Origin of the sequence: Luteibacter anthropi (assembly GCF_011759365.1) — a bacterium.
Taxonomy (GTDB): domain Bacteria; phylum Pseudomonadota; class Gammaproteobacteria; order Xanthomonadales; family Rhodanobacteraceae; genus Luteibacter; species Luteibacter anthropi.
The window spans coordinates 1-26,975 of record NZ_JAARLZ010000012.1; the positions used below are offsets into that span (position 1 = coordinate 1).

Annotated in this window: 18 protein-coding genes; 9 read left to right on the forward strand and 9 right to left on the reverse strand. The window is 63.5% G+C overall.

Annotation, left to right across the window (positions count from 1 at the left end; translation table 11 throughout):
* Nucleotides 1-451, reverse strand: a 451-nt coding sequence (locus HBF25_RS18290) for a hypothetical protein (RefSeq protein WP_208392670.1), incomplete at its 3' end; no start/stop codon positions are given.
* An 898-nt stretch (nucleotides 452-1,349) separates the two neighbouring features.
* On the opposite strand from HBF25_RS18290, the gene HBF25_RS18295 reads away from it, so the two are divergent.
* The gene (locus HBF25_RS18295) at nucleotides 1,350-1,640 is read left to right on the forward strand and encodes a hypothetical protein (RefSeq protein WP_166948800.1); all 291 of its coding nucleotides are present in this window, start codon (nucleotides 1,350-1,352) and stop codon (nucleotides 1,638-1,640) included.
* Nucleotides 1,630-1,929, forward strand: coding sequence for a hypothetical protein (locus tag HBF25_RS18300; RefSeq protein WP_166951037.1), 300 nt, complete (start codon nucleotides 1,630-1,632; stop codon nucleotides 1,927-1,929). The genes HBF25_RS18295 and HBF25_RS18300 overlap by 11 nt, the downstream gene beginning before the upstream one ends.
* Before the next feature lie 221 nt (nucleotides 1,930-2,150).
* Here HBF25_RS18300 and HBF25_RS18305 read toward each other — a convergent pair whose 3' ends face one another.
* Nucleotides 2,151-3,917 carry a DUF3300 domain-containing protein gene (locus HBF25_RS18305; protein WP_166951040.1) on the reverse strand — a complete coding sequence of 589 codons (1,767 nt, stop codon included), beginning with the start codon at nucleotides 3,915-3,917 and terminating at the stop codon, nucleotides 2,151-2,153.
* A 758-nt stretch (nucleotides 3,918-4,675) separates the two neighbouring features.
* Here HBF25_RS18305 and HBF25_RS18310 point away from each other — a divergent pair.
* From HBF25_RS18310 to HBF25_RS18325, 4 genes are read left to right on the forward strand one after another with little or no spacing between them, the layout of a single operon-like run.
* Nucleotides 4,676-7,315, forward strand: a complete 2,640-nt coding sequence (locus tag HBF25_RS18310) for a TonB-dependent receptor (protein WP_166951395.1) — start codon at nucleotides 4,676-4,678, stop codon at nucleotides 7,313-7,315.
* Nucleotides 7,315-9,939, forward strand: coding sequence for a beta-mannosidase (locus HBF25_RS18315; protein WP_166951042.1), 2,625 nt, complete (start codon nucleotides 7,315-7,317; stop codon nucleotides 9,937-9,939). Before HBF25_RS18310 ends, HBF25_RS18315 begins: the two co-directional genes overlap by 1 nt.
* Nucleotides 9,936-11,369, forward strand: a complete 1,434-nt coding sequence (locus tag HBF25_RS18320; RefSeq protein ID WP_166951045.1) for a glycoside hydrolase family 125 protein — start codon at nucleotides 9,936-9,938, stop codon at nucleotides 11,367-11,369. Before HBF25_RS18315 ends, HBF25_RS18320 begins: the two co-directional genes overlap by 4 nt.
* Nucleotides 11,370-11,395: 26 nt before the next feature.
* Nucleotides 11,396-13,828, forward strand: coding sequence for a GH92 family glycosyl hydrolase (locus tag HBF25_RS18325; protein ID WP_166951047.1), 2,433 nt, complete (start codon nucleotides 11,396-11,398; stop codon nucleotides 13,826-13,828).
* Nucleotides 13,829-14,106: 278 nt separating this feature from the next.
* Here the strand turns inward: HBF25_RS18325 and HBF25_RS18330 are convergent, their stop codons facing one another.
* The 5 genes from HBF25_RS18330 to HBF25_RS18350 all read right to left on the reverse strand — a co-directional run bounded on the left by HBF25_RS18330 (nucleotide 14,107) and on the right by HBF25_RS18350 (nucleotide 22,117).
* Nucleotides 14,107-15,540, reverse strand: coding sequence for an efflux transporter outer membrane subunit (locus tag HBF25_RS18330; RefSeq protein WP_208392671.1), 1,434 nt, complete (start codon nucleotides 15,538-15,540; stop codon nucleotides 14,107-14,109).
* A complete protein-coding gene (locus tag HBF25_RS18335; protein ID WP_166951052.1) occupies nucleotides 15,537-18,719 on the reverse strand; it encodes a CusA/CzcA family heavy metal efflux RND transporter in 3,183 nt (1,060 codons plus the stop codon). Before HBF25_RS18335 ends, HBF25_RS18330 begins: the two co-directional genes overlap by 4 nt.
* Nucleotides 18,720-18,734: 15 nt before the next feature.
* A complete protein-coding gene (locus tag HBF25_RS18340; protein ID WP_166951055.1) occupies nucleotides 18,735-19,898 on the reverse strand; it encodes an efflux RND transporter periplasmic adaptor subunit in 1,164 nt (387 codons plus the stop codon).
* A 142-nt stretch (nucleotides 19,899-20,040) separates the two neighbouring features.
* Nucleotides 20,041-21,420 (reverse strand): sensor histidine kinase, encoded by a 1,380-nt coding sequence (locus tag HBF25_RS22575; RefSeq protein WP_166951058.1) that lies wholly within the window; start codon nucleotides 21,418-21,420, stop codon nucleotides 20,041-20,043.
* Nucleotides 21,413-22,117 carry a response regulator transcription factor gene (locus HBF25_RS18350; protein WP_279588220.1) on the reverse strand — a complete coding sequence of 235 codons (705 nt, stop codon included), beginning with the start codon at nucleotides 22,115-22,117 and terminating at the stop codon, nucleotides 21,413-21,415. The genes HBF25_RS22575 and HBF25_RS18350 overlap by 8 nt, the downstream gene beginning before the upstream one ends.
* Nucleotides 22,118-22,286: 169 nt before the next feature.
* Between HBF25_RS18350 and HBF25_RS18355 the strand changes: the two genes are divergently transcribed.
* Nucleotides 22,287-23,807: a S10 family serine carboxypeptidase-like protein gene (locus tag HBF25_RS18355; RefSeq protein ID WP_166951063.1), complete on the forward strand. Its 1,521-nt coding sequence runs from the start codon at nucleotides 22,287-22,289 to the stop codon at nucleotides 23,805-23,807.
* 200 nt (nucleotides 23,808-24,007) lie between these two features.
* On the opposite strand, the gene HBF25_RS18360 is transcribed toward HBF25_RS18355, so the two are convergent.
* Nucleotides 24,008-25,003 (reverse strand): MASE1 domain-containing protein, encoded by a 996-nt coding sequence (locus tag HBF25_RS18360; RefSeq protein ID WP_166951068.1) that lies wholly within the window; start codon nucleotides 25,001-25,003, stop codon nucleotides 24,008-24,010.
* A gap of 370 nt (nucleotides 25,004-25,373) precedes the next feature.
* Between HBF25_RS18360 and HBF25_RS18365 the strand changes: the two genes are divergently transcribed.
* Nucleotides 25,374-26,054, forward strand: a complete 681-nt coding sequence (locus tag HBF25_RS18365; protein WP_166951071.1) for a basic secretory protein-like protein — start codon at nucleotides 25,374-25,376, stop codon at nucleotides 26,052-26,054.
* Between the two features lie 104 nt (nucleotides 26,055-26,158).
* A complete protein-coding gene (locus HBF25_RS18370; RefSeq protein WP_166951074.1) occupies nucleotides 26,159-26,587 on the forward strand; it encodes a hypothetical protein in 429 nt (142 codons plus the stop codon).
* On the opposite strand, the gene HBF25_RS18375 is transcribed toward HBF25_RS18370, so the two are convergent.
* On the reverse strand, nucleotides 26,562-26,771 hold the full coding sequence (locus HBF25_RS18375; protein ID WP_166951078.1) for a hypothetical protein: 210 nt from the start codon (nucleotides 26,769-26,771) through the stop codon (nucleotides 26,562-26,564). The two genes, HBF25_RS18370 and HBF25_RS18375, sit on opposite strands and share 26 nt — an antisense overlap.
* Between the last annotated feature and the right edge of the window lie 204 nt (nucleotides 26,772-26,975).

Consider the following 26,975-nt stretch of genomic DNA (forward strand, 5'->3'; position numbering starts at 1 on the left):
CGTCGGTCGTAAATTTCTGCGGCACCCAGATCTGGCTGTCACCCTGCTTCTTGAGGGTTTCCACGCGGCCGTCGGTGCGTTCGACCGTCATGGTCGTGTTGTTGTCCGTCCAGGTGATTTTGACGGCGGCGTTCTTGAAGGTTGCACCCTTCTTGACGTCGATCACCTCACCGGTATGCAGGGTGAGGTCGTCGTTCTTCTCGTACCAGGTGGTAACGGCAAATGACCAGCCATCGCCGAGGGCGGCCATGTTGTTCACCACAGGGGAGTAGTACAGGCTCAGGTCCATGACCGGGCCCTGTCCGGGATTGCCGGTGATCTTTTGCAGTGGCACCAGTGCCTCGAACAAGCCCGTCCGAGGGTCGACATGCGTGCGCTTCTGCGTGGTGGTGTTGAAGATGGCGTCGTTCTGGCTATCGCAGGGGTCCGTGCCCATCGCATTGTGGTCCATGTCGCTCTCCTGTGCGGTGCGGATGTGGGGTTCGGGAGGCGCGCGTCGACGCGCTGGCTAGCAGCGTGCGCCGTGGGATGGGGGGGCGATATAGGGCGTCCGTTGTAGGCGCGAATAGGCAGAAACGGTCGGGAGGATGCGAGGTATCGGTTTCTGCGCGAGATTCCTGCATGTGTAGGAGCGCGCCTTGCGCGCGACCGGACGAAGCGAAGGAATGGAGATGATCGCGAACGATGAGCGTGAGGCGTGATCGCAAAAACCGGTCGCGCGCAAGGCGCGCTCCTACACAAGCAGGTGGTCGCGCGGTGGCCTCACGACGGCAACACGCGGGCGGCGCCTACAGACAATTCTGTGTTGTTTTGCTACGTTGTCACCGCTGCCTGCGCTGTCGCTTCACTCGTATTCGCAGGCAGCCTTCGCTCCAAGGCGGTGGGGGCGTGGAACCGGGGCGATTGGCGTCACCCCGATCCCACTAACCACCGAGTCATCCTCAACTAGCACGAACTAGCAAGGAGTCGTCTATGGCTATCTGTCATTCTACGTCACTCGTCCGCCCGCCGCTTCTCCGCGGTGGCCCACCCTCCGGTGCCCGGGCCGTTCCGGCCCTGCCAGAACGCGGTTGACGAACCGCGGCGTGAGCCGCGCCTCTAGCGCTTTGGCCTTGCCGTAAACACCCGGCGCGTTGCCGGCTGCCCGGTAAAGGCCCGCTGACGCCGCATCCACTTCGACAATCACGCCGCCCGGCGTCCGCTCACGGACACGCCGGAGAGCCTCATCGTCCCGGAGCGATGCGCAGTAAAACGTCAACCTGACGTTGCGTTACCCCGTGGCACGTTCATGGAGTCCATGGCGTGCCACACCTGGGATGGGAGGGCGGCGCTGACCCATGGAGTCGTACATGAAGGACATCAACGAACACTGGATTCTGGAGGACGACGATGCCTCCACCGAACGCTTGCTCAATGAAGCGACGGAGTGGCTGGCGTATGCGCAGGGCACCGCGCGGTTGCTGGCCGAAGTAGCGCATGAAGAGGCAGACGATGCAGACCATCGCGACCTGTCGCTGGCGATCGGCGGCGTGGCGGCGCTGGTGGCGGTGGGGCATTACTGCGTGCAGCGGGCGCATACACAGGTGTTGTTCGAGGCACCGTCGAGGTACGACACCAGCGAGGTGAGCCATGGGCATTGAAATCGTGCAGATCACGATGGCGCTGGGGTTGATGGTGATCAACGTGCTGGTGTTCATGGATCGCCGCGAGGGAATGAGCCTTGCCACGCGCGGTGCGCGCGGATTCGCGGTGGCGGCCTTCGGCAGCGCGATCGTGGCCTTGCTGGCGATGGATCAGTTGATGATCCAGGTGTGGATTCATCCAAAGGATGAGACGACGTTTGTGTTGTTTCGGCTGGCGATGACGGGGATGGGATTGGCAACGTCGGGTGCTGTAGCGTTCTGGGTGTTGTCGCGGTGGAAAGTGTAGGAGCGCGCCTTGCGCGCGACTGGTGGAACGGGAGTGGTGATGGGTTGCGCCATGAATGGTCGCGCGCAGGCGCGCTCCTACAAGGTATTCGCACCACGACCCCGTGTCCCTGTAGGAGCGCGCCTTGCGCGCGACCGGTGGAACGGGAGCGATGATGGGCCGCGCCATGAACGGTCGCGCGCAGGCGCGCTCCTACAGGAGGACTTTAGGCAGTGTGGCGATCAGTTGTCGTGCTTGTCGTGTTCGTGTTCCGGCGGCTTCTTTTCGTCGTGGTGTTCCTGCGGGCGCTGTTCCGGGCGGGGCTGGTTTCTGGGCTCCTGGCGCGGTGGCTCCTGGCGTTGGGGCTGCGGGCGCTGCTCCATGCGCTGCTGCTCGAAACGTTGCTGCTGTTCAGCACGTTGTTGCTCGGCGCGTTGCTGCTGTTGTTGCTGCTGTTGTTGCTGTTGCTGTTGCTGTTGCTGTTGCCTATGTTGCTCGAAGCGCTGTTCCGGGCGCGGGCCTTCGTTCCTGGGCTCCGGCCGCGCGGGTTCATTGGCCGGTGGTACGCGGGCTTCGTTGTGTGGCGCCTGCTGCTGCGGGTGCGGCGGGGTGGCCATGTCCATCCGGGGGGCGACGTGCGCTGCCTGCGGTGCCGTCGGGCGCTCGACACGGTCGTTGCGGAACATTGCGTTGGGCGTATGCGGCTGGCCTGGCGCGGCCTGCGGAGGCTGCGGACCGGCGCCGGGGGCCGCCGCATTGCGCTGGAAACCTTCCACGCCAGGGCGCGTCTGCGCCTGCGGCAAGTTGGGGTGTTCGTTGGGTGCCGTGGCGCGCATCATCTGCGGGCTGAAGTTCGGGCGCTGCATGTGCGCGAAGTCGGCGGCGCCGGCGGCCGGTGCGCCTGCGGCGGGCTGCCCGTTGTTGAAATGATTGTGGATGTTGTTGGTCGTGTTGTTGTTGACTGAATTGTTGACCGAGTTATTGACCGAGTTATTGATGTTGTTGACGTTGCCGAAGTTGTGGCGGTTGTCGATGTGCACCGAACGATTGACGTTCGTATAGTTGTTGATCACCGTGTTCCGGTTCACGACATACGGATGGTTGTCGTAGACCACGGCCGGCCGCGAGAAACCGCCACCGCCGCGGGGACCACCCCACGAGGTATTCCACGCATTCCAGCCCCACGGATGATCGTGGTGCCCGTGCTCGAACAGTTCGCCCACGAGCACGCCGACGCCGAACGAGACCAGCCCGGTGGCCACCAGGTCGCCACGACTTACCGGCGGCGAATACCAGCGCTCGGAATACACCGTGGAATACACCGGCTCGCCGTAGACCACATCGGGGTCGTACTGCGGCACGTACACCACGTCGGATTGCGAGGGCTCGATCTCGATGGTCTCGGCCGGGGCCTCGACGATGCGCCGTTCTTCCACGGCGGCTGGCGCGGGCGCGGTTTCCACTACCTGTACCTTCTGCTGTGCTGAATCCTTCAGCGAGCCATGCGCGCGGGCGCGCTGGCGCATCACCTGGATGGCGTTCATCACGTCGGTGGGTTCCGCCGCGTAGGCCGCGCCGAGGGCGGCAGTCCAGTCGGCGTTTGTGGCGAGCTGGTCCACCACGGCGGGGAAGGCCACGAGGGCTTTCACGCTGGGGTCCCACGGCTGGGCGTCGGCGGCATCGATGAGGGCCGCGCCGGTGAGGTTGCGGTTGCCTTCGAGGAAGCTGCGCGCCTGGTTCACATCGTCCTGGTGGGTGGACGCAGCGAGCGTCAGCGCCACGAGCTTGTCGGGGAACAGCGCGATCGGCGACACCAGCGCATAGAGCTGCTCGGCCGTGGGCGGCTGGTAGACCGCCTGCTGCGATACCTGGGGGGCGCTCGCGCCCGGTGCGGGCGCCGGTTGCGCCGCCTCGTCGGGAGGGGCCTGGCGCTGGCAACCGGCAAGAAAACCGATCGTCGCGACCGACAGGGCAGACATCAGGAAGACATCCCTCGTGCTTCGTTTCATGGTGGCCTTCAGTCCCGGATCGGGGATCGATCCAACATGGCGCCAGATTCCCTTTTACTGCGTGACTGCGCGCTGTCTGCTGCCGTAATCACTTGCGAATCTGCAGGGGCATTTAGCTACGCGTCGGACTTCGCGGGAACCTGCGGGGGGACGACGGCGCCCTGCGTTAGAAGAGTGTTGGACGCAGCGTGGGCGAATTGCCGGATTTGGGGATGTTTTTACGCTGCAGTGCAGCAAGCAAGGGTATCCAAAGCCGGTTCCGGTCACCTCTGTTCGTGGACGAAAATAAAAACAATGAAAACCAATAAGTTGAAAATATATATCCAGCGTATTGACTAAAGATGGATCGATCCAAATTGCTCCTGAGAATTTCCGCACTGCACTATTTTGGTATTTTCATCAAAGCTATATAAATCAATACGTTGATGCTAACTTGTCATCCTTGGATCGAGTTAAAAAATTGGTTGACAACGTTGTCAGCCCACCCAAGAATCCGCCTCGTAACACCGGTGCAACGACACTGGGTTAACGCCGCCGGTTGCTCTCCCCACGTTTGGCCGCGGCGACAACGAACAGGGCACGGAACATTCAAGGGATCGAACGTCTTCGGAACGCTGGCGCAAGCCAGCGCGGTGGCGTTCGCTTCGCGAAAACAAACCAGCGGGGCTAAGGCAACCAGTGCGCGCGAGCGGCTTGTTCCGGCTATCCGATTCAATCTCCAGGAGATCGATGTGAACCACCGTATCAGCGCACTGAGCATGGCCATCATGGCCGGGCTGTTCGCCACGGGTAGCGTGATGGCGCAGGACGCAAGCACGACGACCCCGCCCGCCAAGACCGCCGCTGCCAAGAAGAACGAAGACCCGACCGCCGGCGCGCCGGGTTCGGCATCCGCGCAGGATGCCGCCAACCTCAACGGCATCACCGTCACCGGTATCCGTGCCAGCCTGCAGAAGTCGCTGGACCTGAAGCGCAACTCCGACTCCATCGTCGATGCCATCTCGGCCGAAGACGTGGGCAAGTTCCCGGACACCAACGTGGCCGAGTCGCTGTCGCACCTTCCGGGCATCAGCGTCGACCGTAACTTCGGCGAAGGCGACAAGGTCAGCATCCTGGGTACCGACCCGGCGCTTAACCGCCTGCTGCTCAACGGCCAGACCCTGGCCTCGACGAACTGGACGTCCGATCCGAACAACCCGGACAGCCGCTCGTTCGACTACAGCCTGCTCACCTCGGAAATCATCGGTAACGCCCAGGTCTACAAGACCCCGCAGGCGAACATCGACGAAGGCAGCATCGGCGGCACGGTCATCGTGAACACCCGTCGCCCGCTCGACCTGAAGGCCAACACCCTTACCGGCAACGTCAGCTACAGCTACAACGACCGCGCCGACCGCGGCAAGCCGAACGCTTCGGTGATGTACAGCTGGAAGAACCAGGACAACACCTTCGGCATCCTGGGTTCGGTGATGCACTCCGATCGCATCATCGATCGCCAGGGCACCGAAGTGTTCGGTTACCAGCGTGTCAATGACCCGACCGACACCAACGCAAGCCACCAGTTCGATCCGGCCGTGGTGCCGAAGAACCAGCAGGGCGTTTACCCGACGGCCGTCAACACCGCGTGGTTCCAGCAGGAACGCAAGCGTGACGGCGTGTCCACCGGCGTGCAGTGGAAGCCGAACGACGGCTTCGAGCTGAACTTCACCGGCCTGTACGTCACCGAGAAGTTCAACAACTTCAACCAGAGCCACTACGGCGAATGGTCCGGTTCGGCCAAGGACGCCACCCAGCTCGGCTTCGACAATGGCGTGGCCACCTCGGGCACCTACGGCCCGAACGCCGCCACCTACCTCGACGGCTACGAGCGCGAATCCACCGTCAACACCGGTACCGCGCAGCTGCGCGCCGACTGGTACGGCGACGGCTGGACGGCATCGAGCCAGATCGGCTACACCGGTTCCACGGGTGGTTCGGCAGGCATCTACAACGCCCAGTTCAAGAGCCTCGGCGGTTACACCTACAACCTCGACGGCCAGCATCCGCAGATCAACTTCAACAACGGCGACAACCCGAACCAGTCGCTGATCAATGGTGCAGGCTACAGCCATGCGCCCAGCTACGACCGCGAGCGTTACTTCCAGGCCGACTTCGCGCACGACGTCAGCTGGGGGCCGTTCAACCAGATCGAAACCGGCATCAAGGCCACCAACCATCTCGATGGCCAGGATGCGTATTCGTCGAACTTCCCGAACGACGTGCTTGCCGCCTCGGGCATGCCGCTGTCCAGCATTGCCGGCGGCGGTACCCCCAGCGGTTTCCTCGATGGCCTCTCGCCTGCCGGCAACATGGGTGACTGGACGACCATCAGCAAGGGCGGTCTGAAGAACTATGTGAACGCGCTGAAGGACAAGTACGGCTATTCGCTCGATCCGAAGGCGACCTACAGCATCGCCGAGCAGAATCGCGCGTTCTACCTGCAGGGTGATTTCTCGGGCGACGACTACCGCGGTAACCTCGGCGTGCGCTACTTCCGCACCCGTGACACGGTCAACGGCTATTCCAACATCGGCAACAACCAGTACGCACCGGTGAACAAGCGCAGCAGCTACCACGACTGGCTGCCGTCGCTGAACATCGCCTACGACGCGGCCGAGAACGTCACCCTGCGTTTCGGCGCTGCGAAGACGATCGCCCGTCCGCGCTACCAGCAGATGACCCCGTACGTGGCGCTGGATGACCGCACCCTTACCGGTTCGAGCGGCAACATCAACCTCAAGCCGTACAAGTCGACCAACTACGACTTCTCGGCCGAGTGGTACTTCTCGGAGAACAGCCTGCTGTCGGCCGAATTGTTCTATCGCCGCATCTCGGGTTACATCCTCAACACCAACGTCGAGCAGACGCAGTTCAACCTGACGACCCAGCAGAACGCCGTGTACCAGATGCAGGTGCCGATCAATGCCGGTGTTGCCAAGGTCAAGGGCGTGTCTCTGACCTATCAGCAGAACTTCAAGTACGGTTTCGGCATGCTTGCCAACTACACGTACTCGGATGTGGACACCAGCAACGACTTCCCGCTGCCGTACAACTCGAAGAACTCCTTCAACCTGTCGCCGTTCTTCGAGCAGGGTCCATGGAGCGCTCGCGTGACCTACAGCTGGCGTTCGTCGTACTTCACCTCGATCGCACAGTTGCAGTCGCAGCAGATCACGGGCATCTTCCGTGAACTGGATGCCTCGGTCGGCTACCAGATCAACGACCACATGCGTGTGTCGCTGGATGCCACCAACCTGCTCGACGAGACCTACTACCAGTATGACAACACGCCTTCGGAGCCGCTCAATGCGTACAAGAACGGTCGTACCTACACGGTGTCGCTGGGCTTGAAGCTGTGATGCGCCGCGCGTCGTTGGCCCTGGCGTTCTGGCTGGCCGCCGGAGCGGCCAGTGCCACCGTGCCGGCGGAGAGAGACCTCTCCGCTGGCTGGCGCTTCCGTCTTGCCCAAGGGGCGGAAGCCGACGCGCATGCAAACCTGAAGGACTGGCAGCCGGCCCACGTGCCGGGTGCCGTCCAGACAGACCTGTTGGCGCTGGGACGGATCGAGGATCCGTTCTGGCGTGACAACGAGGCCGGCCTGCAATGGATCGGCCTCGCCAACTGGGATTATCGACTCGACTTCGACGTGGACGCGGCCACCCTGGCACGCGGTCACGTCGATCTCGTTTTCGACGGTCTGGATACCTTTGCTGAGGTTAATCTCAACGGTAAGAAGCTGGTCGCGGCGGACAACATGTTCCGCCAGTGGCGCCTGCCGGTGAAGGACACCCTGCACAAGGGCAGCAATACCCTGGAAGTGCATTTCCAGTCCCCCATTTCGCGTCTGCTTCCCTGGTTGATGAAACAGCCGTATTCGCTGCCGGGCGAGTTCGATTCCGCCTTCGGCGACGAACCCAAGGGCAAGCAGACCTCCAACTACGTGCGCAAGGCCAACTACCAGTACGGCTGGGACTGGGGTCCGCGCTACGTCACCGCTGGCATCTGGCGCCCGGTGCGCCTGGAAACCTGGGACACCCTGCGCCTGGCCGATTTCCACGTGGCCCAGCAGCATGTGGATGCTGACAACGCCCAGCTCGACGCACAGTTCGACGTGCGCAGCGACAAGGCCGGCCCCGTGATGCTCAAGGTCGACTGGAAAGCGCCCGACGGCAGCCACGGCCACGAAGAGCGCACCGTGACCCTTGCCAAGGGCGAGAATCACGTGGCGCTGCCGGTGGCCATCGCCCATCCGCAGCGCTGGTGGCCGGTGGGCTACGGTGAGCCCAATCTCTATACGTTCCATGCCGAGGTCGCCAGCGACGGCGCCACGCTGGCCAGCACCGATCGCGAGACCGGCCTGCGCAGTGTCGAGCTGCGTCGCGAGAAGGATCAATGGGGCCGTGGCTTCGCCTTCGTGGTCAACGGCGTGCCCATCTTTGCCAAGGGCGCCAACCTTATCCCGTTCGACAGTTTTCCCTCGCGCGTCACGCCTGAGCGGATGGAAGCCATCCTGCGTTCGGCGCACGACGCCAACATGAACATGCTGCGCATGTGGGGCGGCGGCACCTATCAGGACGACGCGTTCTACACCCTGGCCGACCGCATGGGCCTGATGATCTGGCAGGACTTCATGTTCGGCGGTGCCATCACGCCGTATGACGCCGATTTCCGCGAGAGCACCCGCATCGAGGCCGTGGAGCAGGTCACCCGCCTGCGCGATCACCCGTCGATCGTGCTGTGGGCCGGCAACAACGAAGTGCAGACCGGCTGGGACGACTGGCCGGATCGCCAGGACTTCCGCAAGTTCGTCAATGCCGACGAGGTCAAGCGCATCGACGACGGCATGCGCGACATCTTCGACAAGACCCTGCGCAAGGTGGTGAAGGATCTCTCGCCGCAGGTGCCGTACTGGGCCAGCTCGCCCAGCACCGATTTCGATGGTCCGGCCAACGTCGAGAACGACGGCGACTTCCATTACTGGAAGGTCTGGTCGGGTTCCGAACCCATCTCTCACTATCTCGACATCACGCCGCGCTTCCAGTCGGAGTACGGCCTGCAGTCCTTCCCGGTGATGGCCACGATCAAGGCCTTCGCGAAACCGGAAGACATGCAGCCGGAATCGAAGGTGATGCGTGCGCACCAGAAATTCGCCAACGGCGACGGCAACCAGCGCCTGCTGCTGTACATCCGCCAGGAATACGGCGAGCCGAAGGATTTTCCGTCGTTCGTGTACCTGAGCCAGGTGATGCAGGCCGAGGGCATCGAACTGGCTGCCGAGCACCTGCGCAGCGCACGTCCGCGCAGCATGGGCTCGTTGTACTGGCAGCTCAACGATGTGTGGCCGGGCGCGTCCTGGGCGTCGGTCGATTACTTCAACCGCTGGAAGGCCCTGCAATTCCATGCGAAGCGCTTCTATGCGCCGGTGGACGTGGTGCCGCTGCGCCGTAACGGCGTGACCGAGGTGTTCGCGGTCTCCGATCGCACCAGCGCTTTCGATGCCAGCCTGCGCGTGCGCGTCTACGACATGGGTGGCAAGTTGTTGCGCGAATCCAGCCAGCCCGTGCATGCGGCGGCGCTGTCCAGCACCTCCGTGCTGAAGCTCGATGACGCTGCGCTGCTCAAGGGCGCCGATCCGAAACACACCGTGGTGTCCTTCGAGCTGGTGGAACAGGGCGCGCCGGTCACCCGTCACCTGCTTTACTTCGGCGCGGCGCGCGACCTGGCGCTGCCGAAGCCGGAACTGCAATGGGACGTGCGCGAGGCCGGTCAGGGTCTGGTGGTCACGGTCAAGGCGAAGCGCCTGGCCCGTGCCGTCTGGATCGATACCGCAGACACCGACGTGCGACTTGCCGACAATGCATTTGACCTGCTGCCCGGCGAAAGCCGCGAGATCGCCGTCGATGGCAAGGTCGATGCCGCCACCCTGCGCCATGCCCTCTCGGTCATGTCGCTGGTCGATGCACTGAAGGAGAACATGCCTTGAATCCAAGCCGTCGTAACCTGCTCAAGTGGCTGTCGCTGGCTCCCGGTCTTGCCGTGGCCGGCGGCGTCGGCACGGCCTTCGCCGCGCCGCGCTTCGTGAGCAAGCGCCCCCCGGTGGAGCGTCGCAAGTTCACGAGCCCGGCCGTCGAGGCATTGATCGTCGCCACGAAGAAGAAGATCGCCGATCCCGAACTGGCGTGGCTGTTCGAGAACTGCTTCCCGAACACCCTGGACACCACGGTCGAGGTCGGTCGCCTGGACGGCTTCGAAGATACCTTCGTCGTTACCGGCGACATCGATGCGATGTGGCTGCGCGATTCGTCCGCCCAGGTCTGGCCGTACCTGCCGCTGGCCGCGAAGGACGAAGCCCTGCGCAAGCTGTTCCGCGGCCTGATCCGTCGCCAGTCGCGCTGTATTTCCATCGACCCCTACGCCAACGCCTTCCTGCCCGATCCGAAGGCCAAGAGCACGCTCGACTGGGCGCAGGCCGACGACACGGACATGCGTCCGGGCGTGGCCGAGCGCAAATGGGAAATCGATTCGCTGTGCTATCCCGTGCGCCTGGCGCACGGCTACTGGCAGACCACGGGTGACCGCGAGCCGTTCGACGACAGCTGGCGCGAGGCGTCGAAGCTGATCGTGCGCACCTTCCGCGAACAGCAGCGCAAGGATGGCCAGGGTCCGTATCATTTCCAGCGCCAGTCGCCGCACCCCAGCGAAAGCCAGTTCCTGAAGGGCTACGGCAATCCCACCCGTCCGGTGGGCATGATCCACCAGATGTTCCGTCCTTCGGACGACGCGACGCTGTATCCGTTCAATATCCCCGGCAACCTGTTCGCCGTGATCACCCTGCGCCGTCTCGCGCAGATGCACGCGAGCCTGTATGGCGACACCACGTTCGCGGCCGAGTGCAATGCCTTGGCCGACGAAGTGGCGAACGCCATCGAACAGTACGGCGTGGTCAAGGGCGAGCAGGGCGACTACTGGGCCTACGAAGTGGACGGCTACGGGCAGCAGCTGTTCATGGACGATGCCAACGTCCCCAGCCTGCTGGCATTGCCGTACCTGGAATGCACGCCGCGCGATGCCCGCTACGCGCGTACGCGTGCCCAGGTGTGGAGCACGCACAACCCGTACTTCTTCAAGGGCAAGGCCGCCGAAGGTATCGGTGGTCCGCATGAGGGCCTGCGCATGATCTGGCCGATGTCGATCATGATGAAGGCCTTCACCACCGACGACGTGGCCGAAATCCGCCAGTGCCTCACCTGGCTGAAGACCACGCACGCAGGCACGGGCTTCATGCACGAGGCTTTCGACCAGGACGACCCGGCGACGTATACGCGCAGCTGGTTTGCCTGGGCCAACACGCTGTTTGGCGAACTCATCGTGCATCTTGCCGGCACGACCCCCGATTCACTGCGGCGCGTCTGACGCGCCGCCCCTGTTTGGAGCGATTCATGGTTACTCGTCGACGTTTTCTCCAGGGCATGGCTGCGGCCACCGCCATCGGCCAGCTCGGCTCCCTCTCCGCGCTTGCCCATGGCGTACAGCGCGCCGTGAACACGCCTTCCGCCGGCGGCGGCACCGCCGCGGAGGGCATCCTGGGTTACGTCGACGTTTTCGTCGGCACGGGCGGCCATGGTCACACCTATCCCGGTGCGACCCGGCCGTTCGGCATGATGCAGCTCAGCCCCGATACGTATAACGCCGAGTGGGACGGTTCGTCCGGTTACCACCAGGGCGACGGTTCGATCATGGGCTTCTCGCACACCCACCTGTCCGGCACGGGTGCGAGCGACATGCTCGACTTCCTGGTGATGCCGTCGATGGGTCCGGTGCTGTTGCAGCCGGGTGATCGCGATTACGACGGCGTGAACTACGTGTCGCGCTACGACGCGGCCAAGATCAGCGGCGAGAAAGCCCCCAAGGGCTACAAGACCGGCGTGAAGGGCTACCGCTCGCATTACACGGGCGAGCAGGCGCATCCGGGCTACTACCGCGTCAAGCTTACCAAGCACGACATCCTTGCCGAACTCACGGCCACGCTGCGCGCGGGCATCCATCGCTACACCTTTGCGAAGGATGGCGATGCCCACGTGCTGCTGGACATGACCCACGGCTTCCAGGACAACCCGCGCGAAGCTACCCGCGTCAGCGACGTCGAAGTGCGTGTGATCGGCAACGACACCCTAGTAGGTGGCCGTCGCGTCTACCAGTGGGCTTCGGGTCGCGTGATCTACTTCGCGATGAAGGTGTCGCGTCCATTCAAGGAAGTCACCTTGTACGACGGTGGCAAGGCCCTGCCGAAGGGCACCAGCGAAGCCAGGAGCGATACGCTGAAGGCTGCCATCCACTTCGACCATGCGTCGAAGGAGCCGCTGCTGGTCAAGGTCGGTATCTCCGGCGTGGACATCGATGGCGCCATGCGCAACCTCGATGGCGAAATCCCGGCGTGGGACTTCGACGGCGTGCGTGCCTCGGCCGAGGCCGAGTGGACCACCGAACTGTCGAAGATCCAGATCGACACCACCTCGGACAAGATCCGCAAGACGTTCTACAGCTCGCTTTACCACTCGATGCTCGCCCCGACCGTGTTCAGCGACATCGATGGTCGTTACCGCGGCATGGACAAGGCGGTGCATACGCTGCCGGAAGGTCGTCACAACTACAGCACCTACTCGCTGTGGGACACCTATCGCGCCGAGCATCCGCTGTTCACGCTGTACCAGGCCGATCGCGTGCCGGACATCGTCGATGGTCTCGTGCGCCTGGCCGTGGAAAGCCCGAGCGGTGCGCCCGTGTGGCCGCTGCAGGGTGTCGAGACGGTATGCATGATCGGTTACCACTCCGCCGTGGTCGTTGCCGAGGCGCAGGCCAAGGGTTTCAAGGGCATCGATTATGCGAAGGCATGGCCGGTGTTCCGCCGTCGCGCGATGCAGGACGACTACTTCGGCCTGCCGTACTACCGCAAGATGGGTTTCATCCCAAGCGACAAGGAAGGCGAGGCGGTCAGCAAGACGCTCGAATACGCCTATGACGACTGGGCCGTGGCACACATGGCCGAGGCGCTCGGTCACGCCGACGATGCCGACCTGCTGCGCAAGCGTTCACGCAACTACGCCAACGTGTTCGACAAGGACACGCAGTTCACGCGTCCGCGCGATGCGGATGGCAAGTGGATCGAGCCGTTCGACCCGATCGCCATCGGTCATTCGAACCGCTGGCGTGACTTCACCGAGTCCAATGCCTGGCAGGCTACCTTCCTCAACCAGCACGACGTGTATCACTACATGACGCTGTTCGGTGGCGAGGCGGCGTTCGAGAAGAAGCTCGACGGCCTGTTCAATGCCGATCCGCGCCTGCCGGACAATGCGCCGCCGGATATCGCTGGCATGGTGGGGCAGTACGCATTCGGCAACGAGCCGGGGCACCACATGCCCTACCTCTACGCCTACTCGGGTTCGCACCACAAGACGCAGGCCCGCGTGCGCATGCTGCTCGACACGATGTACATGCCGGAGCCGGACGGCCTGCCGGGCAACGAAGACTGCGGCCAGATGAGCGCGTGGTACATCATGAGCGCCATGGGCATCTATTCGGTGGACCCGGTGAGCACGAACTATGTGTTCGGCAGCCCGGTGATCGACAAGGCGCAGATCCAGCTCGGCGGCGGCAAGGTGCTCACCATCGAGGCGAAGGAAAACGGTGCCGACCGTCCGTACATCCAGTCGGTTACCTGGAACGGCCAGCCGTGGACGAAGACGTGGATCTCCCACGCCGAACTCGCCGCCGGCGGCACGCTCACCTTCGTCATGGGCGACAAGCCGAACGAGGCCTTCGGCAAGGCAATGGCCGACCGCCCGCCGTCCTACGGCCAGCCCGCCGCCTGATAGACCCCGGTCGCGCGCAAGGCGCGCTCCTACAACGCAGCTATTACATGTAGGAGCGTGCTTGCGCGCGACGGGTGTTGCGATAACCTCCGGTCGCGCGCAAGGCGCGCTCCTACAACGTAGCTATGACATGTAGGAGCGTGCTTGCGCGCGACGGGTGCTGCGATAACCTCCGGTCGCGCGCAAGGCGCGCTCCTACAACGTAGCTATTACATGTAGGAGCGTGCTTGCGCGCGACGGGTGTTGCGATAGCCTCCGGTCGCGCGCGAGGCGCGCTCCTACATCCAGTTGCCACCCAGGGCTTGCACCAGGGCTGCCGAATCCTGCAGGCGGGTGGCCTGGGCCTGGATCTTCGCGATGCGTGCCTGTTGCCAGGCCTGTCGCGCCGTAATCGCTGCCAGCGTACCTACATAACCCAGTCGCTGCTGCTCAGCCGTGAGCTTCATCGTGCGCTGCGCCGCCACCTCGGCATCGTTCGCCGCCGCATAGGCATGAGCATCTTCCTCCAGCGCATATAGCGTGTCGGCCACATCCTGGAATGCCCCCAGCACCACGCCGCGATACTGCGCCACCGACTGCCGCAACTCCGCTTCGGCCGAACGCTGCTTATGCTTCAGCGCACCGAAGTCGAACACGCTCTGCGTCACGCTGCCAGCCAGCGACCAGAACACATTGTCATCCGTGAACATCCGCGAGAACGTCGTGGCGCTGCTGCCATAGCTGGCCGTGAGATTCAGCTGGGGCAGGCGGCTCGCCAGTGCGATACCCACAGCCGCACTGGCCGCCTGCACATCGGTTTCGGCTGCCTTTACGTCGGGACGCTGGTCCACCAGCTTCGCCGGCACCACCTCCGGTAACGTCGCAGGCAGCGTCAGGCCATCCATGACGAACTCGGGCGAGCCACCATCGGCCGGCGCCTCGCCACATAACACGGCCAGCAGGTCGCGATTCTGCGCCAGCTGCTTGCGCAAACCGGGCAGGGCCTGGCGAGACTGTGCCAGCGCGCTTTCCTGCGCGGCCACATCCATCGCCGAGGCATAGCCAAGGCGCGCCTGGTCACGAAGAATCGTCAGCGCACGCTCACCATCGGCAATGACTTCGTTGGTCGCATCGATCTGCGCACGCAGCGAGGCTTCCGTGATCGCCGCGTTGACCACGTTGGTTGCGATGGTCAGCCGTGCGGCGTCGAGCTGGTAGCGCTGCCCCTCGGCCTGAGCCGATAGCGATTCGACGGTGCGCCGGTTGAGACCGAACACATCCGGCGCATAGCTTACGTCCAGCCGCGCGGTATGCAGGCTGTAATACGTGGCGTTATTGGAGAGCGTCGGCGACAGGGTGCCCACGGCATCACGCTGGCGCGAAGGCGCATAGCTCAGCTGCGCCGACGGGAAATAAGTGGCCCGCTGTGCCGCAACGTTTTCCCGCGCCGCATCCAGTGCTGCCAGCGCGGCATCCAGCGAGGCATTGTGGGCCAGCGCCTGCTTCACCCGTGCATCGAGCGCGGCCGAGCCGAACATCGTCCACCATTCGCCCTGCACAGGTGCAGGGCTGAAGCGCTGTGCCTGCGCGGTATCCGTGCCAATGACCGCAGGCTGCTCGCCGCGCACGTAGCCAGAAGGTGCCGGCAGCGACGGACGCTTGTAGTCAGGGCCGGCAGCGCAGCCGGCACATATCGTCGCGATGGCGGCACACAGTACGAGGGAGCGGATCATGGTGTGCCTCCACGCTGGCGACGGCGGCGTTGCGACCATTCGACCACCATCACCTGCAAGGCCGGCGCGACAACAAGCAACATGACCGGCCCGATCAGCATGCCGCCGACCACCACCGTGGCCAGTGGGCGCTGCACCTGGCTGCCGATACCGTGCGACAGCGCGGCGGGAAGCAGGCCGATGCACGCCGACAGGGCAGTCATCAGCATCGGGCGCATGCGTTGCTCGGCCGCGCGATGCATGGCTTCCAGCGGCGTCAGTCCTTCGAGGACGAGATGGTTGAAGTAAGTAATCACCAGGATGCCGTTCATGACCGACACGCCGAACAGCGAGACGAAGCCAATGGCCGCCGACACGCTGAGATCCAGCCCCGTCAGGTACAGCGCCACGATGCCGCCTGCGATGGAGAAGGGGATGGCAGCCAGCGTGAGCAGGCTGTCACGCAGGGAATTGAACAAGGCAAACAGCAGGGCGAGGATCAGGCCCATGGCGATCGGCAGTACGATGGCAAGCCGGTGCTTCGCCTGTTGCAGGTCTTGGAACTCGCCCGCCCAGATGAGGTGATAACCCGACGGCAACACGACATGCTTTGCGATCCGCTCCTGCGCTTCGGCCACCGTGCCACCCAGGTCGCGGCCACGTACGCTGAATTTCACGGGCACGAAGCGCTCGTTGCGCTCGTGGTAAATGTACGAGGCACCGGTATCCAGGCTGATGTCGGCCACGTCACGCAGCGGCACGTAACCCGTGCCACCGTCGGAACGCGTGTAGTTGACCTGGATATTGCCGATGTCGGCGAGGCTCTTGCGGTACTCCGGCGACAATCGCACCACCAGCGGGAACTGGCGATCGTCTTCCTGCACCGTCGATGCCTGCGTACCGGCAGCGGCCGCCTGGAGCACCGTGTTCACATCGCCGGTGTTGAGGCCATAGCGCGCGGCCTTCTTGCGGTCCACCACGATGTTGAGGTTGGGCTGGCCCAGCACGTGGAATACGCCGAGGTCCTCGATGCCGCGTACCTGCTGCATCTGGGCCTGCACCTGGTCGGCAAGGTTTTCCAGCACCTTGAGATCCGGGCCGACGATCTTCACCGAGTTGGCGCCCTTCACGCCGGACAGCCCCTCCTCGATGTTGTCCTGGATGTACTGGGAGAAATTGAAATCCACGCCGGGTAGCGCATCCTCGAACTCGTGGGTGAGGTCCTCGACGAGCTTTGCCTTGGTGTGGCCGGCCGGCCAATCGTCCTGGGATTTCAGCGGTACGAAGAGTTCCACGTTGTAGAACCCGGACGCATCGCTGCCGTCATCGGGGCGACCATGCTGCGAGACGACGGTGATCACCTCCGGGTGACGCAGCAGGATCTCGCGCAGCACATGCACCTTGTCTTCGCCGGCTTCCAGCGAGATGGTGGTGGGCATGGTGGCTCGGATCCACAGGTTGCCTTCTTCCAGTGCCGGCAGGAATTCCGTGCCGACACGCGTGCACAGCAGTCCGGCGAGACCCAGGAAGACCACGCCCAGCGTGACGGTCAGTCCCCGGCGCTCAAGTGCCCAACGCAGTGCCGGTGAATAGACCCTGCGGATCGCACGCACGAACCAGGTTTCCACTTCCTCGACATGGCGCGGAAGCAGCAGGGAGGCCAGTACGGGCGAGATGGTGAAGGTGGCAATCAGCGCACCGGACAGCGCATAAGCATAGGTGCGCGCCATCGGATTGAAGATCTGGCCTTCCACGCCCTGCATGGTGAACAGGGGGATGAAGGCCGCCACCGTGATCGCCGAGGAGAACAACACCGCGCGATCCACCTGCAGGGTGCTGATGAACAGGATGCGCAGGCGATCCGTCCAGCCGCGCGATGCAGGCCCGTGCAGGTATTCACGCAGTTCGCCCTGGGCGCTGTCATGGAGCAGGGCCTGCCGTTCTTCCCTGGTCTTCTGGAAGTTACGGAAGACATTCTCGATCAGGATCACCGCCGAATCGACGATGATGCCGAAGTCCACCGCACCCAGGGACAACAGGTTCGCCGAGTCGCCCATGAGCACCAGGATGATGATGCTGAAGAACAGGGCAATGGGAATGTTCGCGCTGACGATGATCGCGCTGCGCAGGTCGCCCAGGAAGACCCATTGGATCAGGAAGACCAGGATGCAGCCGAAGATGAGGTTGTGCAGCACCGTGTGCGTGGTGACGCCGACGAGCGTGGAGCGGTCGTAGAACGGTTGCAGCAGTACCCCATGCGGCAGGGTGCCGTCGCTGTTGAGCTTGTCGACCTCGCTCTTTACCGCGGCCACGACCTCGTTGGTCTGCAAGGTGCGGTTCATCACGACGATGCCGGTGACCACGTCGTCCTGATGATCGCGTCCGGCCTTGCCCAGGCGTGGCACGGCGCCGATCTTCACCGTGGCGACGTCCTTCACCCGGATCGGCGCGCCGTTGTTCTGGTTGAGCACGACCTCCGCGATGTCGTCGACATCCTTCACCAGGCCGACGCCACGGATATTCACCGATTGCTGGCCGATGTTGACGGTGCGGCCGCCGACATTGGTGTTCGCATTGCCGATGGCCGCGACCAGCTGGGGCAGGGTCACGTTATAGCCCTGCAATTTGTGCAGGTCGGCCTCGACGTCGTACTCCTTCGTGGTGCCGCCCCAGGTCACGACCTGGGCAATGCCCGGGACGGAAAGCAGCCGGCGGGTGACCACCCAGTCCTGCAACGTGCGCAGTTCGGTGAGGCTGGTACCCGGAGGCCCCACCAGTTGGTAGCGCATGATCTCGCCGACGAGGCTGGATGCCTGGATCTGCGGCTGTATGCCGCCGGGCAGGCTCACGTTCTGCTGCAACGCGAGCGCGGCCTGGGTGTAGTCGAAGTAGTAATCCGTGCCGTAATTGAAGGTCACGCGCACGAACGACAGGCCGTAGAACGACGTGGAACGGATGCTCTGCACGCCAGGCACGGTGGCGAGGCCCACCTCCATGGGACGGGTGAAGCTGCGTTCCATTTCCTCGGCGGACAGGCCGGCCGACTGCGCGGTGATCTCCAGGATCACGGGTGCGGGGTTCGGGTAGGCCTCGATGTTGAGCCTGGCGTAGGCGGCAATGCCGGCAACGGCGAAGGCCACCAGCGCCATCAGGACGATGGCCCGGCGGGTCAGGGCGAAGGCGACGATACCTCTGAGCACGATGGTTCCTTCGGACTAGCGGGCGCGCAGGGCGAGGGCATTGCTCAGGAAGAGCGCGCCTTCGGCAGCGATGCGGCCATGGCCGGGCAGGCCGGAGAGCACGGGGTAATAGCCATCCCGCGGCTCGCCCAGGTGAACGGGGCGGCGGGTGAAGGTAAGGCCGTCGTCGGTGGTGAACACGACCAGGCCGCCATCGGACTCACGGACCACCGCATCCTCGGGTACGGCAATGTGGCGTTCGGGGGTTGCAGTACGGATGGCGATGGCGGCGAGCATCTGCGCGCGGATACCCTCCGGGCGCTTGTCGAGCACGGCACGCACGGTGACCCGGTGGGTGTTCGCATCGGAACTGTCGGCAACGTAATTGACCGTCGCGTCGATGGGCCTGCCGGCCACCGTAGCGGTCATCGGCTGCCCCACGCGCACCTGCACCGCATCGTTCTCCGGCACATCGGCCACCAGCCACAGCGAATCACGCACGCCGATGGTGAACGGCACCCCGGTGCCAGGCTGGAGCAGATCGCCCGGGGCGACGTTGCGCTGCGAGACCACGCCGGCGATGGGGCTGTCGATGCGCAGCACGCCATCGACCTTGCGCCCGGCAGCGATCTGGTCGATCTCGGCGTCATTCTTGCCGAACAGGTGCAGGGTGCGACGTGCGGCCTGGTAGTTGCCCTCGGCCGTCTGTTCGTCGGCCACGGCCTGTTCCAGGTCGCGCGGCGCATTGGCCTGCACGGCGGCCATGCCTTTCGCCCGCTGCAGGGCCACGTGCGTCTGTTCCCTCGCGCCTGCCGCACCGACGAGCGCACCTTCGGCCTGGGTGAGGTCCGGGCTGTCCACGGAGAACAAAGGCTGACCCTGGGTCACGCTGGCGCCCGCGCGTACGAAGACATCGCGCACGCGACCGGCATAAGGCGAGGTGACCTGGGCGAGGCGGTCCTGATCGAAATCGACGCGACCGGTGGCCTCCACGCGGGGCGCGAAGTCACGCTCGATGGTGGTGGTGACATGCACCTGCTTGGCCTGTTCGGCATCGACGGTGACCTTCTGCGGGTCCTCGGCCGGCGCCGTGGCGGTGGCGGCCGCCGCGCTGGCGCCTCCATGGCGGAACTCCAGGGCGAGTCCGAGGGCTGCGAGCAGGCATACGGTCGTGACGAGCCTTCCGCCCGTGTTTTTCATATCGTCGTCATCCGGGTGGTGTGCCGGTGCGTCATCCGGCAAAAGAGGTGTCGCCCGCGTCATATCGGCAGGGGGGGCGTCGATGGGGAAGTTCGACGCGGGGACGGTTTTCACCTTAGCGCCGGGTTACGGCGGGTGACAGTTACGATCCGGAAAGGTTTGCGACCGGCAGCAGCATGCAGACTTCGAGGCCCGGCGCCATGTTGCGCAACACAAGCCTGCCGCGATGCAGGGCAATCACGGCGGCGACGATACTGAGGCCCAGTCCGTTGCCTGGCCGATGGCGGCTGGCGTCGGCACGGAAGAACCGTTCCGTTGCACGCGCAAGGGTTTCCTCCGGCATGCCCGGACCATCGTCGCGCACGCTGAGGGCCACCATGCCGGGCTCCTGGGCTTGCGTGGCCCTGACACGCACGGTGGCGCCGTCGCCGGCGTACTTCAGGGCATTGTCGAGCAGGTTGGCAAGCATGCCCGCCAGCAGGTGGTGATCAGCCAGGGCCACCGGCTCGCCCACGACATCGGCTTCCAGGTCGATCATGCGCGCCTCGGCGGCGGGCCGGTAAAGCTCCACGATGTCTTCGACCAGCTCACGCAGGGGGACCGGTGCGAAGCTTTGCATGCGTACGCCGGATTCCGCCTCGGCAATCTGCAGCAGCTTGTCGAGAAGCGTGATGAGGCCATCGATTTCCGTGATGGCGTTTTCCGCGCCCGTCACCAGTCGCTCGTTGCGCTGGGGCGAGCGCAGGGCCTGTTCCATGGAGCTGCGGATCCGGCCCAGCGGCGTGCGCATGTCGTGCGCGATGGCGTTGGAGACGTTACGTGCGCTTTCCATCAGGCGCTCGATCTGGTCGAGCATGTCATTGACGTCACGGGCCACCCGTGCGAATTCGTCGCGCGACTGGCCGATGGCGATGCGCCGGTCCAGGCTGCCACCGGCCACTTCGGTGGTGACGCGATGGATGGCATTGAGCTGGCGTTGCAGCTGGCGCCGGAAAAGCATGGCGCCGGCCGTGGCGAGCACGATCACGAGGCCGCCACCCAGGGCGAGTGCTTCGATCACCATGCGCTCAAGCTCGCGGACATCGTGCATGTCGCGACCCACCAGCAGGCGGCTGCCGTCACCGAAGCGATAGGCGAGCAAGCGGCTGGACGCATCGCGTCCCAGGCGCTTCACCTGCATGGTGCGCAGTCCGTCGGGCCAGATGGCCGCGGTAGGCCATGCCGTGAGGTTGCCGATGATCTTGCGTCCGCTCGCATCGGTCACCAGGTAGATCTCGGTGTCGATGTCGCGATCGTCGCTCAGTAGTGCATGGATCTGCCGCACCAGCGCATCGGCACCGTGCTGCTCGCGTGTTTCGACCAGCTGGCGCATGGTTCCACGAAGCTGGGTGTCGATGTTCCGCCCGAGCAGCCCCGCGGTGCCCACGTAAAACACGGTGGAAATCAGCGCCACGGACAACATCAGCACCACGCCGTAGCTCGCCGACATGCGGAAAACCACGGAGTGACGGAAGTCAGCCACCGTCGTCGGACCCGTCCGGCGCGCCGATGGTGAAGCCGGCGCCGCGCACGGTACGGATGATGGGAGGAACGCCTTCGCGCTCCAGCTTGCTGCGCAGGCGGCTCATCTGCACGTCGATGACATTCGTCTCGGGGTCGAAGTGATAACCCCATACAGCGGTAAGCAGCATCTTGCGCGTGACCACCTCGCCGCGATGGCGGATGAGGTATTCGAGCAGCATGTATTCGCGTGGTTGCAGCGAGAGCTGGCGATCGCCGTGGTAGATGCGGCGCATGCGCGGGTTCAGTACCAGGTCGCCAAAGGCCAGGCGTTCCGCGTCGCCGTGGGTATAAGTACGGCGCGTCAGTGCATCGACACGCGCCAGTAATTCGTCGAGCGAGAAAGGCTTGGTCAGGTAGTCGTCGCCACCGGCACGCAGGCCGCGGATACGCTCGTCCAGGCTGCTGAGTGCGCTCAGCACGAGCACCGGGGTGCGATCATCGCGCGAGCGAAGCGCCGCCACGATATCCAGGCCATCGTATTCACCCGGCAGCATGCGGTCGAGCACGATCAGGTCCCAGGGTTCGCCGCAGGCGCGCACCATGCCATCGATGCCGTCATGAGACAGTTCGACCCGGTGCCCTGCCTCCACCAGGCCCTCCCTGACCAGGAAAGCGGTGGGCATGTCGTCCTCGATAAGCAGGCAGCGCATCGGCATGATCAGGGTTGGGGTGGTGAGGGCTTGTAATCCAGTACCGACCGGTTTGGCAACCCCTTGGCAGGGAGCGGACCCGCTGCCGTCGTGTCGTACTGTCCGCGGACATGTACGGAGACGGTTTCAGACAGTCCGGTCGGAACCGACGGACAGGGTACTCCAGGCTCGTCGCATGGCACGTTCGTTGCTGCTCCACAGGCTTCCCTTATGGACGTCCATCGCCATGCGCCATGCCTCTCCGATCCCATTCCTGGTCTGCGCCATCCTCGTCCTCATGCCTGTTGCAGGGGCCAGGGCATCCGAACGCTCGGCGGCAGAGGCCGCACAGGCCGCTTTCGCGCCGACGCAGAGCCGCCCCGATGTGGGCCATCGCCGCGCGACCAGTGACCATGTCCTTACCCTGGATGGCCAACGTATCGCCTACCGTGCAGTCGTCGAAGAAACGCAGGTAGACGGCAGTGACGGCAAGCCGGCAGGTGTCGCCGTGACCTACGCCTATATCGCCCGGGACGCCGATGCTGCCCGCCGGCCGGTGACCTTCGTCTTCAATGGTGGCCCCGGCGCGTCTTCCTGGCCGCTGCATATGGAAGGCTTCGGGCCAAGGGTCTACGACGGGAGCCATGGCGCGCTAAGTGACAATCCGGCCAGCCTGCTGGACGTGACCGACCTGGTTTTCATCGATCCTGTCGGCACTGGCGCCAGCTTCCCCGTGGAAGGCGGCGATGCGGGCAGCCTGTGGAACCTGTCCGGCGATGCGCGCTTCTTCGTTGGCCTGATCGGCGACTGGCTGCACAGGAACGGCCGCGAGGCATCTCCCCAGTACCTGATCGGTGAAAGCTACGGCACCACGCGTGCGCTGGCGATGCTGCACGAGGATGCACCGTATCCGCGCCTGCACCTTTCTGGCGTGGCCTTGCTGTCGATGTACGTGGGCGGCATCGACAACGACGATGTGGAATCGATGGCCGTGTTGCCCAGCTATGCCGCCACGGCATGGTTTCACCACAAGCAGGGGATGCCGGCCGCGTCCGCGAGCGAGGCATACGAGGAAGCATGGCGCTTTGCGCGCACGACGTATATGGGCGCCCTGCTTCAGGGCGATCGCCTGAGTGCTGTCGATCTGCACGAGGTCGCGCTGGCGACCAGCGAACGGACGGGCATCCCTGCAGAACGCCTGGAAGCGATGCATCTGCGTCTTTCACCCGATGCATTCCGTACGGGCCTGCTGTCGGGCGGCAAGCGCGTCGGCCGTCTGGACACGCGCATGGTCGTGGACGATTCACTGGACAAGCTGCCGGTTCCCTACGACGACCCCGGCATGAGCCTGGGGCGTCGTCCGTCCGCAGTCATGGACGATTACCTGCGCAGCCTCGGCTACGTGCCTGCGCTGCCGTATCGCGCCCTCAACCTCACGATCAACCGCCAGTGGCGCTATGGCGACGAGTCGCATCCCGTATCGGTGGTGCAGTACCTCGCACCGGCCATGACGGCGAACCCGAACCTGCGCCTGTTCACCGCCGGCGGCTACTACGACACGAATACGCCGCTGGAAGCAGGCCGCTACGCCCTGTCGCGCGCAGGCATCGACATGACCCGCTGGACTTCGAAGGCTTACCCGGCCGGCCACACCATCGGCGACGACCCCACGCAACGCGCGGCCCTCGCCACCGACCTGCGCCACTTCATCCACTAACCCCACCCTTGTAGGAGCGCGCCTTGCGCGCGACCAGTTGTCGCGAGACCGATTACGTTCATCGCATGGCCCGTGGTGCGTAAAGTGAATTTCTTGAGATAGCTCGTTGCTCTGTTATCGCACTGGTACCTGCGAGAACGAATGAAAAGTATCCCTAGATTATATCGTCGACGAATAGCAGCTTGCCTTCTAGCATGCGCTTACTTATTCCGATGACGAGATGGGTCAATTCTTCCAAGAATAGCGTTGCTCGAAAATAGCCTCAGTGGATTAAGAAAAAATGTGATACCGGTTTGCGGTGCTGGTGGCATCGGTGGCTGAATGCCGGGAGTCTTACGGAACGCCCAAAGCAACCAGGTGGATATCGCCAGAGCAAGTAACGCTTGTGCTGGAATAACTGAGGGATCACGAAAATCTATTTTTGTAATGGTGAGCGGCAAGGAAGCAAGCATTCCCCCAATGGCAGCACCGTGCCAGCCATGTCTTAGGCTGAGGACTACAACTGGGAGTAACATCAGTGCCCGGAAGTATGGAAGAGAATCGCCGCCGATGTACACCGATCCTAATAGCATGGCGACGACTATGGGAAGTTCAAAAAATATGATGTCCCGGCGTAGCGATCCTTGACGGATGTTTTTCCATGTAAATGGGTCTCTTACAAGACTGATGCGATCTCGCACAGCAATAAAGCACGGGGTGATGGTTAATATTCCAAGATAGTAGCCAAGAATCGACTCGAGCCAAGACGAGAGAAGTAACGGCATACCTTGGGACCCGTCAGCCATTACAACGGTCGTGATGCTTAGTCGTGTCATGGTTGCGCCAAGTACTGCGCAGAGTAGGGCACTGATGAGGACAGGGAAGATGTGTATGTTTCCGTGTACATCAAGGAAAGATAGTTTTCTCCGTACAAACGTCACGACGGGTATGTATATAAAGTAGTGAGAAATGCTGCAAAGTAAAGCGAATACAAGGCCATAGCGGACATAAATGGAGTGCAGTTGAACGCTCATGGCCAGTGTTTCGCCAGCTATTAACGCAGGCCAGAAGCGCGGAGGGACGAACATGAGGCAGGTAACGCGGAGTCCAGCTGTAAGAACCCAATGAGTAAAGGATGCCTCTCTAAGTATCGTATAGGTTCCAGCATACGCCGCCATTACTGCTGCGTGATGCCACCACGTAGTGGTTTTTTCCATGCTGTCTACCGAGATAACCATCAACAACTTTCTCTCTACTAGCCAATAGGATAGTTTGGCGGTTAGTCAGGGCGATGGCATGCAAATTGCCGATTAAGTGCCTAACTGCATGTGCTTCCATAGGACGAATTTAATCGCTACCGCCAGCCCTCTGGTGCAGTGAGTGAACTGCGCTGTTTGCTGCGCTCAGCAACTTGTAAAAGTACGACTTATGAAGCCTTCGGTCTTCGTGGTGCTATATCGATTCATCACATGGTGCGGTCGCGCGCAAGGCGCGCTCCTACAGGGTGCCTGAGCTGTGACGGGTGCAACAAAACCAGGTAGTCATGGCCCTCATCATGCGAAGACCACCCACGCAGGAGCACGCACCATGCAGCAAGGCACGCGTTTCGCCGTACCGTTCGTCTTCGCGTTGTCGTTCTTTGCCGTGACTACCGCATCGGCGGAAACGACGAAGACTTACCAGCGCAACGGCTACACGCTCATCGTGACGGACAAGGATTCGAAAGTGGCACAGTCCACCGTCGACACGATGGTGAATACGTTCTTCACGATCTATCCCGAGGAAGCCAGGGATTTCAATCCCGATACCTCGAAGACGGTCACCATCGTGCTCGATCCGTCGTACGACGGCGTGGCCGCCACGGCCAATGCGACGGAAACCTATGGCGCGAACTACATGATCTCGCACCCGAAGGACACCGATACCGTTACGCACGAGTCCATGCACATCGTGCAGGACTACGGTCAGCAGAACATCCCGGGCTGGCTGGTCGAAGGCATCGCAGACTATGCGCGCTATCGTTATGGCGTGAACAACGCGGCCGCGGGATGGTCGCTGCCGGCCTATCAGGCAGGGCAGAAATACACCGACAGCTACCGCGTCACCGCTCGCTTCCTGGTCTGGGTGGAGCAGCACTTCCCGGGTGCCGTGCAGCGTTTCGACGCCGCCTTGCGTGGACGCCGGTACACGGCCAATACCTGGGTGCAGATCACCGGCGCCAGCGTGGATACCCTCTGGGACCGCTACACCCGTTCGCCGGGCATCTGAGGGCGGCAGGTACCGCGCGGATCATCCGCGCGGTACATTCACGGTCGCTAGACCTCCGGGTCCACATGCTGCGGGCGACCGGACGTTCCGGGAAGGGGAAACCGATGTCTCACACCGGCCGCATGTATCTACGGATGTACCTGCCCAGCGCCTTCGTGCTGGCTGCGGGTGCCCTCTCGGCATGGGTTGCCCATGCAGTGCAGGACCTGCCGGGCGAACTGGGCATCGCATCCCTTTATTCCCACCTGCCGAGCTGGCTTTTTGCCGGTGCGGCCACGCTGTCGGCCTTGCTGGCCGTGGCCCAGACGGTGAGGGTGAGGCAGTGGGAGCGCGGGGCCTATGCCAGTTGCTACGTCTGTGGTTGCCTGCTGGGCGCTGCCCGGCCTGTGCGCGAAGGGCTGGGAAAGACCCGGCGCTGCCTGGGCTGCGGCCGGGTGCATGGCGTCAACCACCGGCTGTCGCCGCACCTGCGGCCGCTGGCGGTAGTGGAACCCGCCGAGCTGCCGGTCAGGAGCGTACGTTCGTTACCGTGATCCGGTGACCCAGCCGCTCGAGCAGGGCGCGCAGCGCCTCGGCGTCCTCGAGCGAGGCCGATTCATCCAGCGACAGCCACAGCGTGTCGCCGGAAAGGCCATGGACCTTTTCGTTGAATTCGATTTCGATGGCGGCCTTGCCGCCAGGCTGAACGACGGATACCGCGAAATTTCGTGACTGCACTCGCCCGATTCCCCTGTGGATCTGATGGACGAGGTCATTTTAGCGGGCTGGCGGCCGGAAGTGCGGCCTGGCAACGGCGGGGCGTGATCTGGGCCACGTTCGGCCGTGCCATGGGACACCCCAGCGGTTCATGCGTAAATTTGCCGGGCGATGCCTGGGCAGGAGCTTTTTCGGCAAATATCCTTTTCAGCCAACGAGTTCTCA

Excerpts from the sequence above, each read along its gene's own strand:
- HBF25_RS18295 (WP_166948800.1), top strand. The coding sequence starts at position 1,350 with ATGAAGGACATCAACGAACACTGGATTCTGGAGGACGACGATGCCTCC.
- HBF25_RS18300 (WP_166951037.1), top strand. The coding sequence starts at position 1,630 with ATGGGCATTGAAATCGTGCAGATCACGATGGCGCTGGGGTTGATGGTG.
- HBF25_RS18305 (WP_166951040.1), bottom strand. The coding sequence starts at position 3,917 with ATGAAACGAAGCACGAGGGATGTCTTCCTGATGTCTGCCCTGTCGGTC.
- HBF25_RS18310 (WP_166951395.1), top strand. The coding sequence starts at position 4,676 with ATGGCCATCATGGCCGGGCTGTTCGCCACGGGTAGCGTGATGGCGCAG.
- HBF25_RS18315 (WP_166951042.1), top strand. The coding sequence starts at position 7,315 with ATGCGCCGCGCGTCGTTGGCCCTGGCGTTCTGGCTGGCCGCCGGAGCG.
- HBF25_RS18325 (WP_166951047.1), top strand. The coding sequence starts at position 11,396 with ATGGTTACTCGTCGACGTTTTCTCCAGGGCATGGCTGCGGCCACCGCC.
- HBF25_RS18330 (WP_208392671.1), bottom strand. The coding sequence starts at position 15,540 with ATGATCCGCTCCCTCGTACTGTGTGCCGCCATCGCGACGATATGTGCC.
- HBF25_RS18340 (WP_166951055.1), bottom strand. The coding sequence starts at position 19,898 with ATGAAAAACACGGGCGGAAGGCTCGTCACGACCGTATGCCTGCTCGCA.
- HBF25_RS18350 (WP_279588220.1), bottom strand. The coding sequence starts at position 22,117 with ATGCCGATGCGCTGCCTGCTTATCGAGGACGACATGCCCACCGCTTTC.
- HBF25_RS18355 (WP_166951063.1), top strand. The coding sequence starts at position 22,287 with ATGGCACGTTCGTTGCTGCTCCACAGGCTTCCCTTATGGACGTCCATC.
- HBF25_RS18360 (WP_166951068.1), bottom strand. The coding sequence starts at position 25,003 with ATGGAAAAAACCACTACGTGGTGGCATCACGCAGCAGTAATGGCGGCG.
- HBF25_RS18365 (WP_166951071.1), top strand. The coding sequence starts at position 25,374 with ATGCAGCAAGGCACGCGTTTCGCCGTACCGTTCGTCTTCGCGTTGTCG.
- HBF25_RS18370 (WP_166951074.1), top strand. The coding sequence starts at position 26,159 with ATGTCTCACACCGGCCGCATGTATCTACGGATGTACCTGCCCAGCGCC.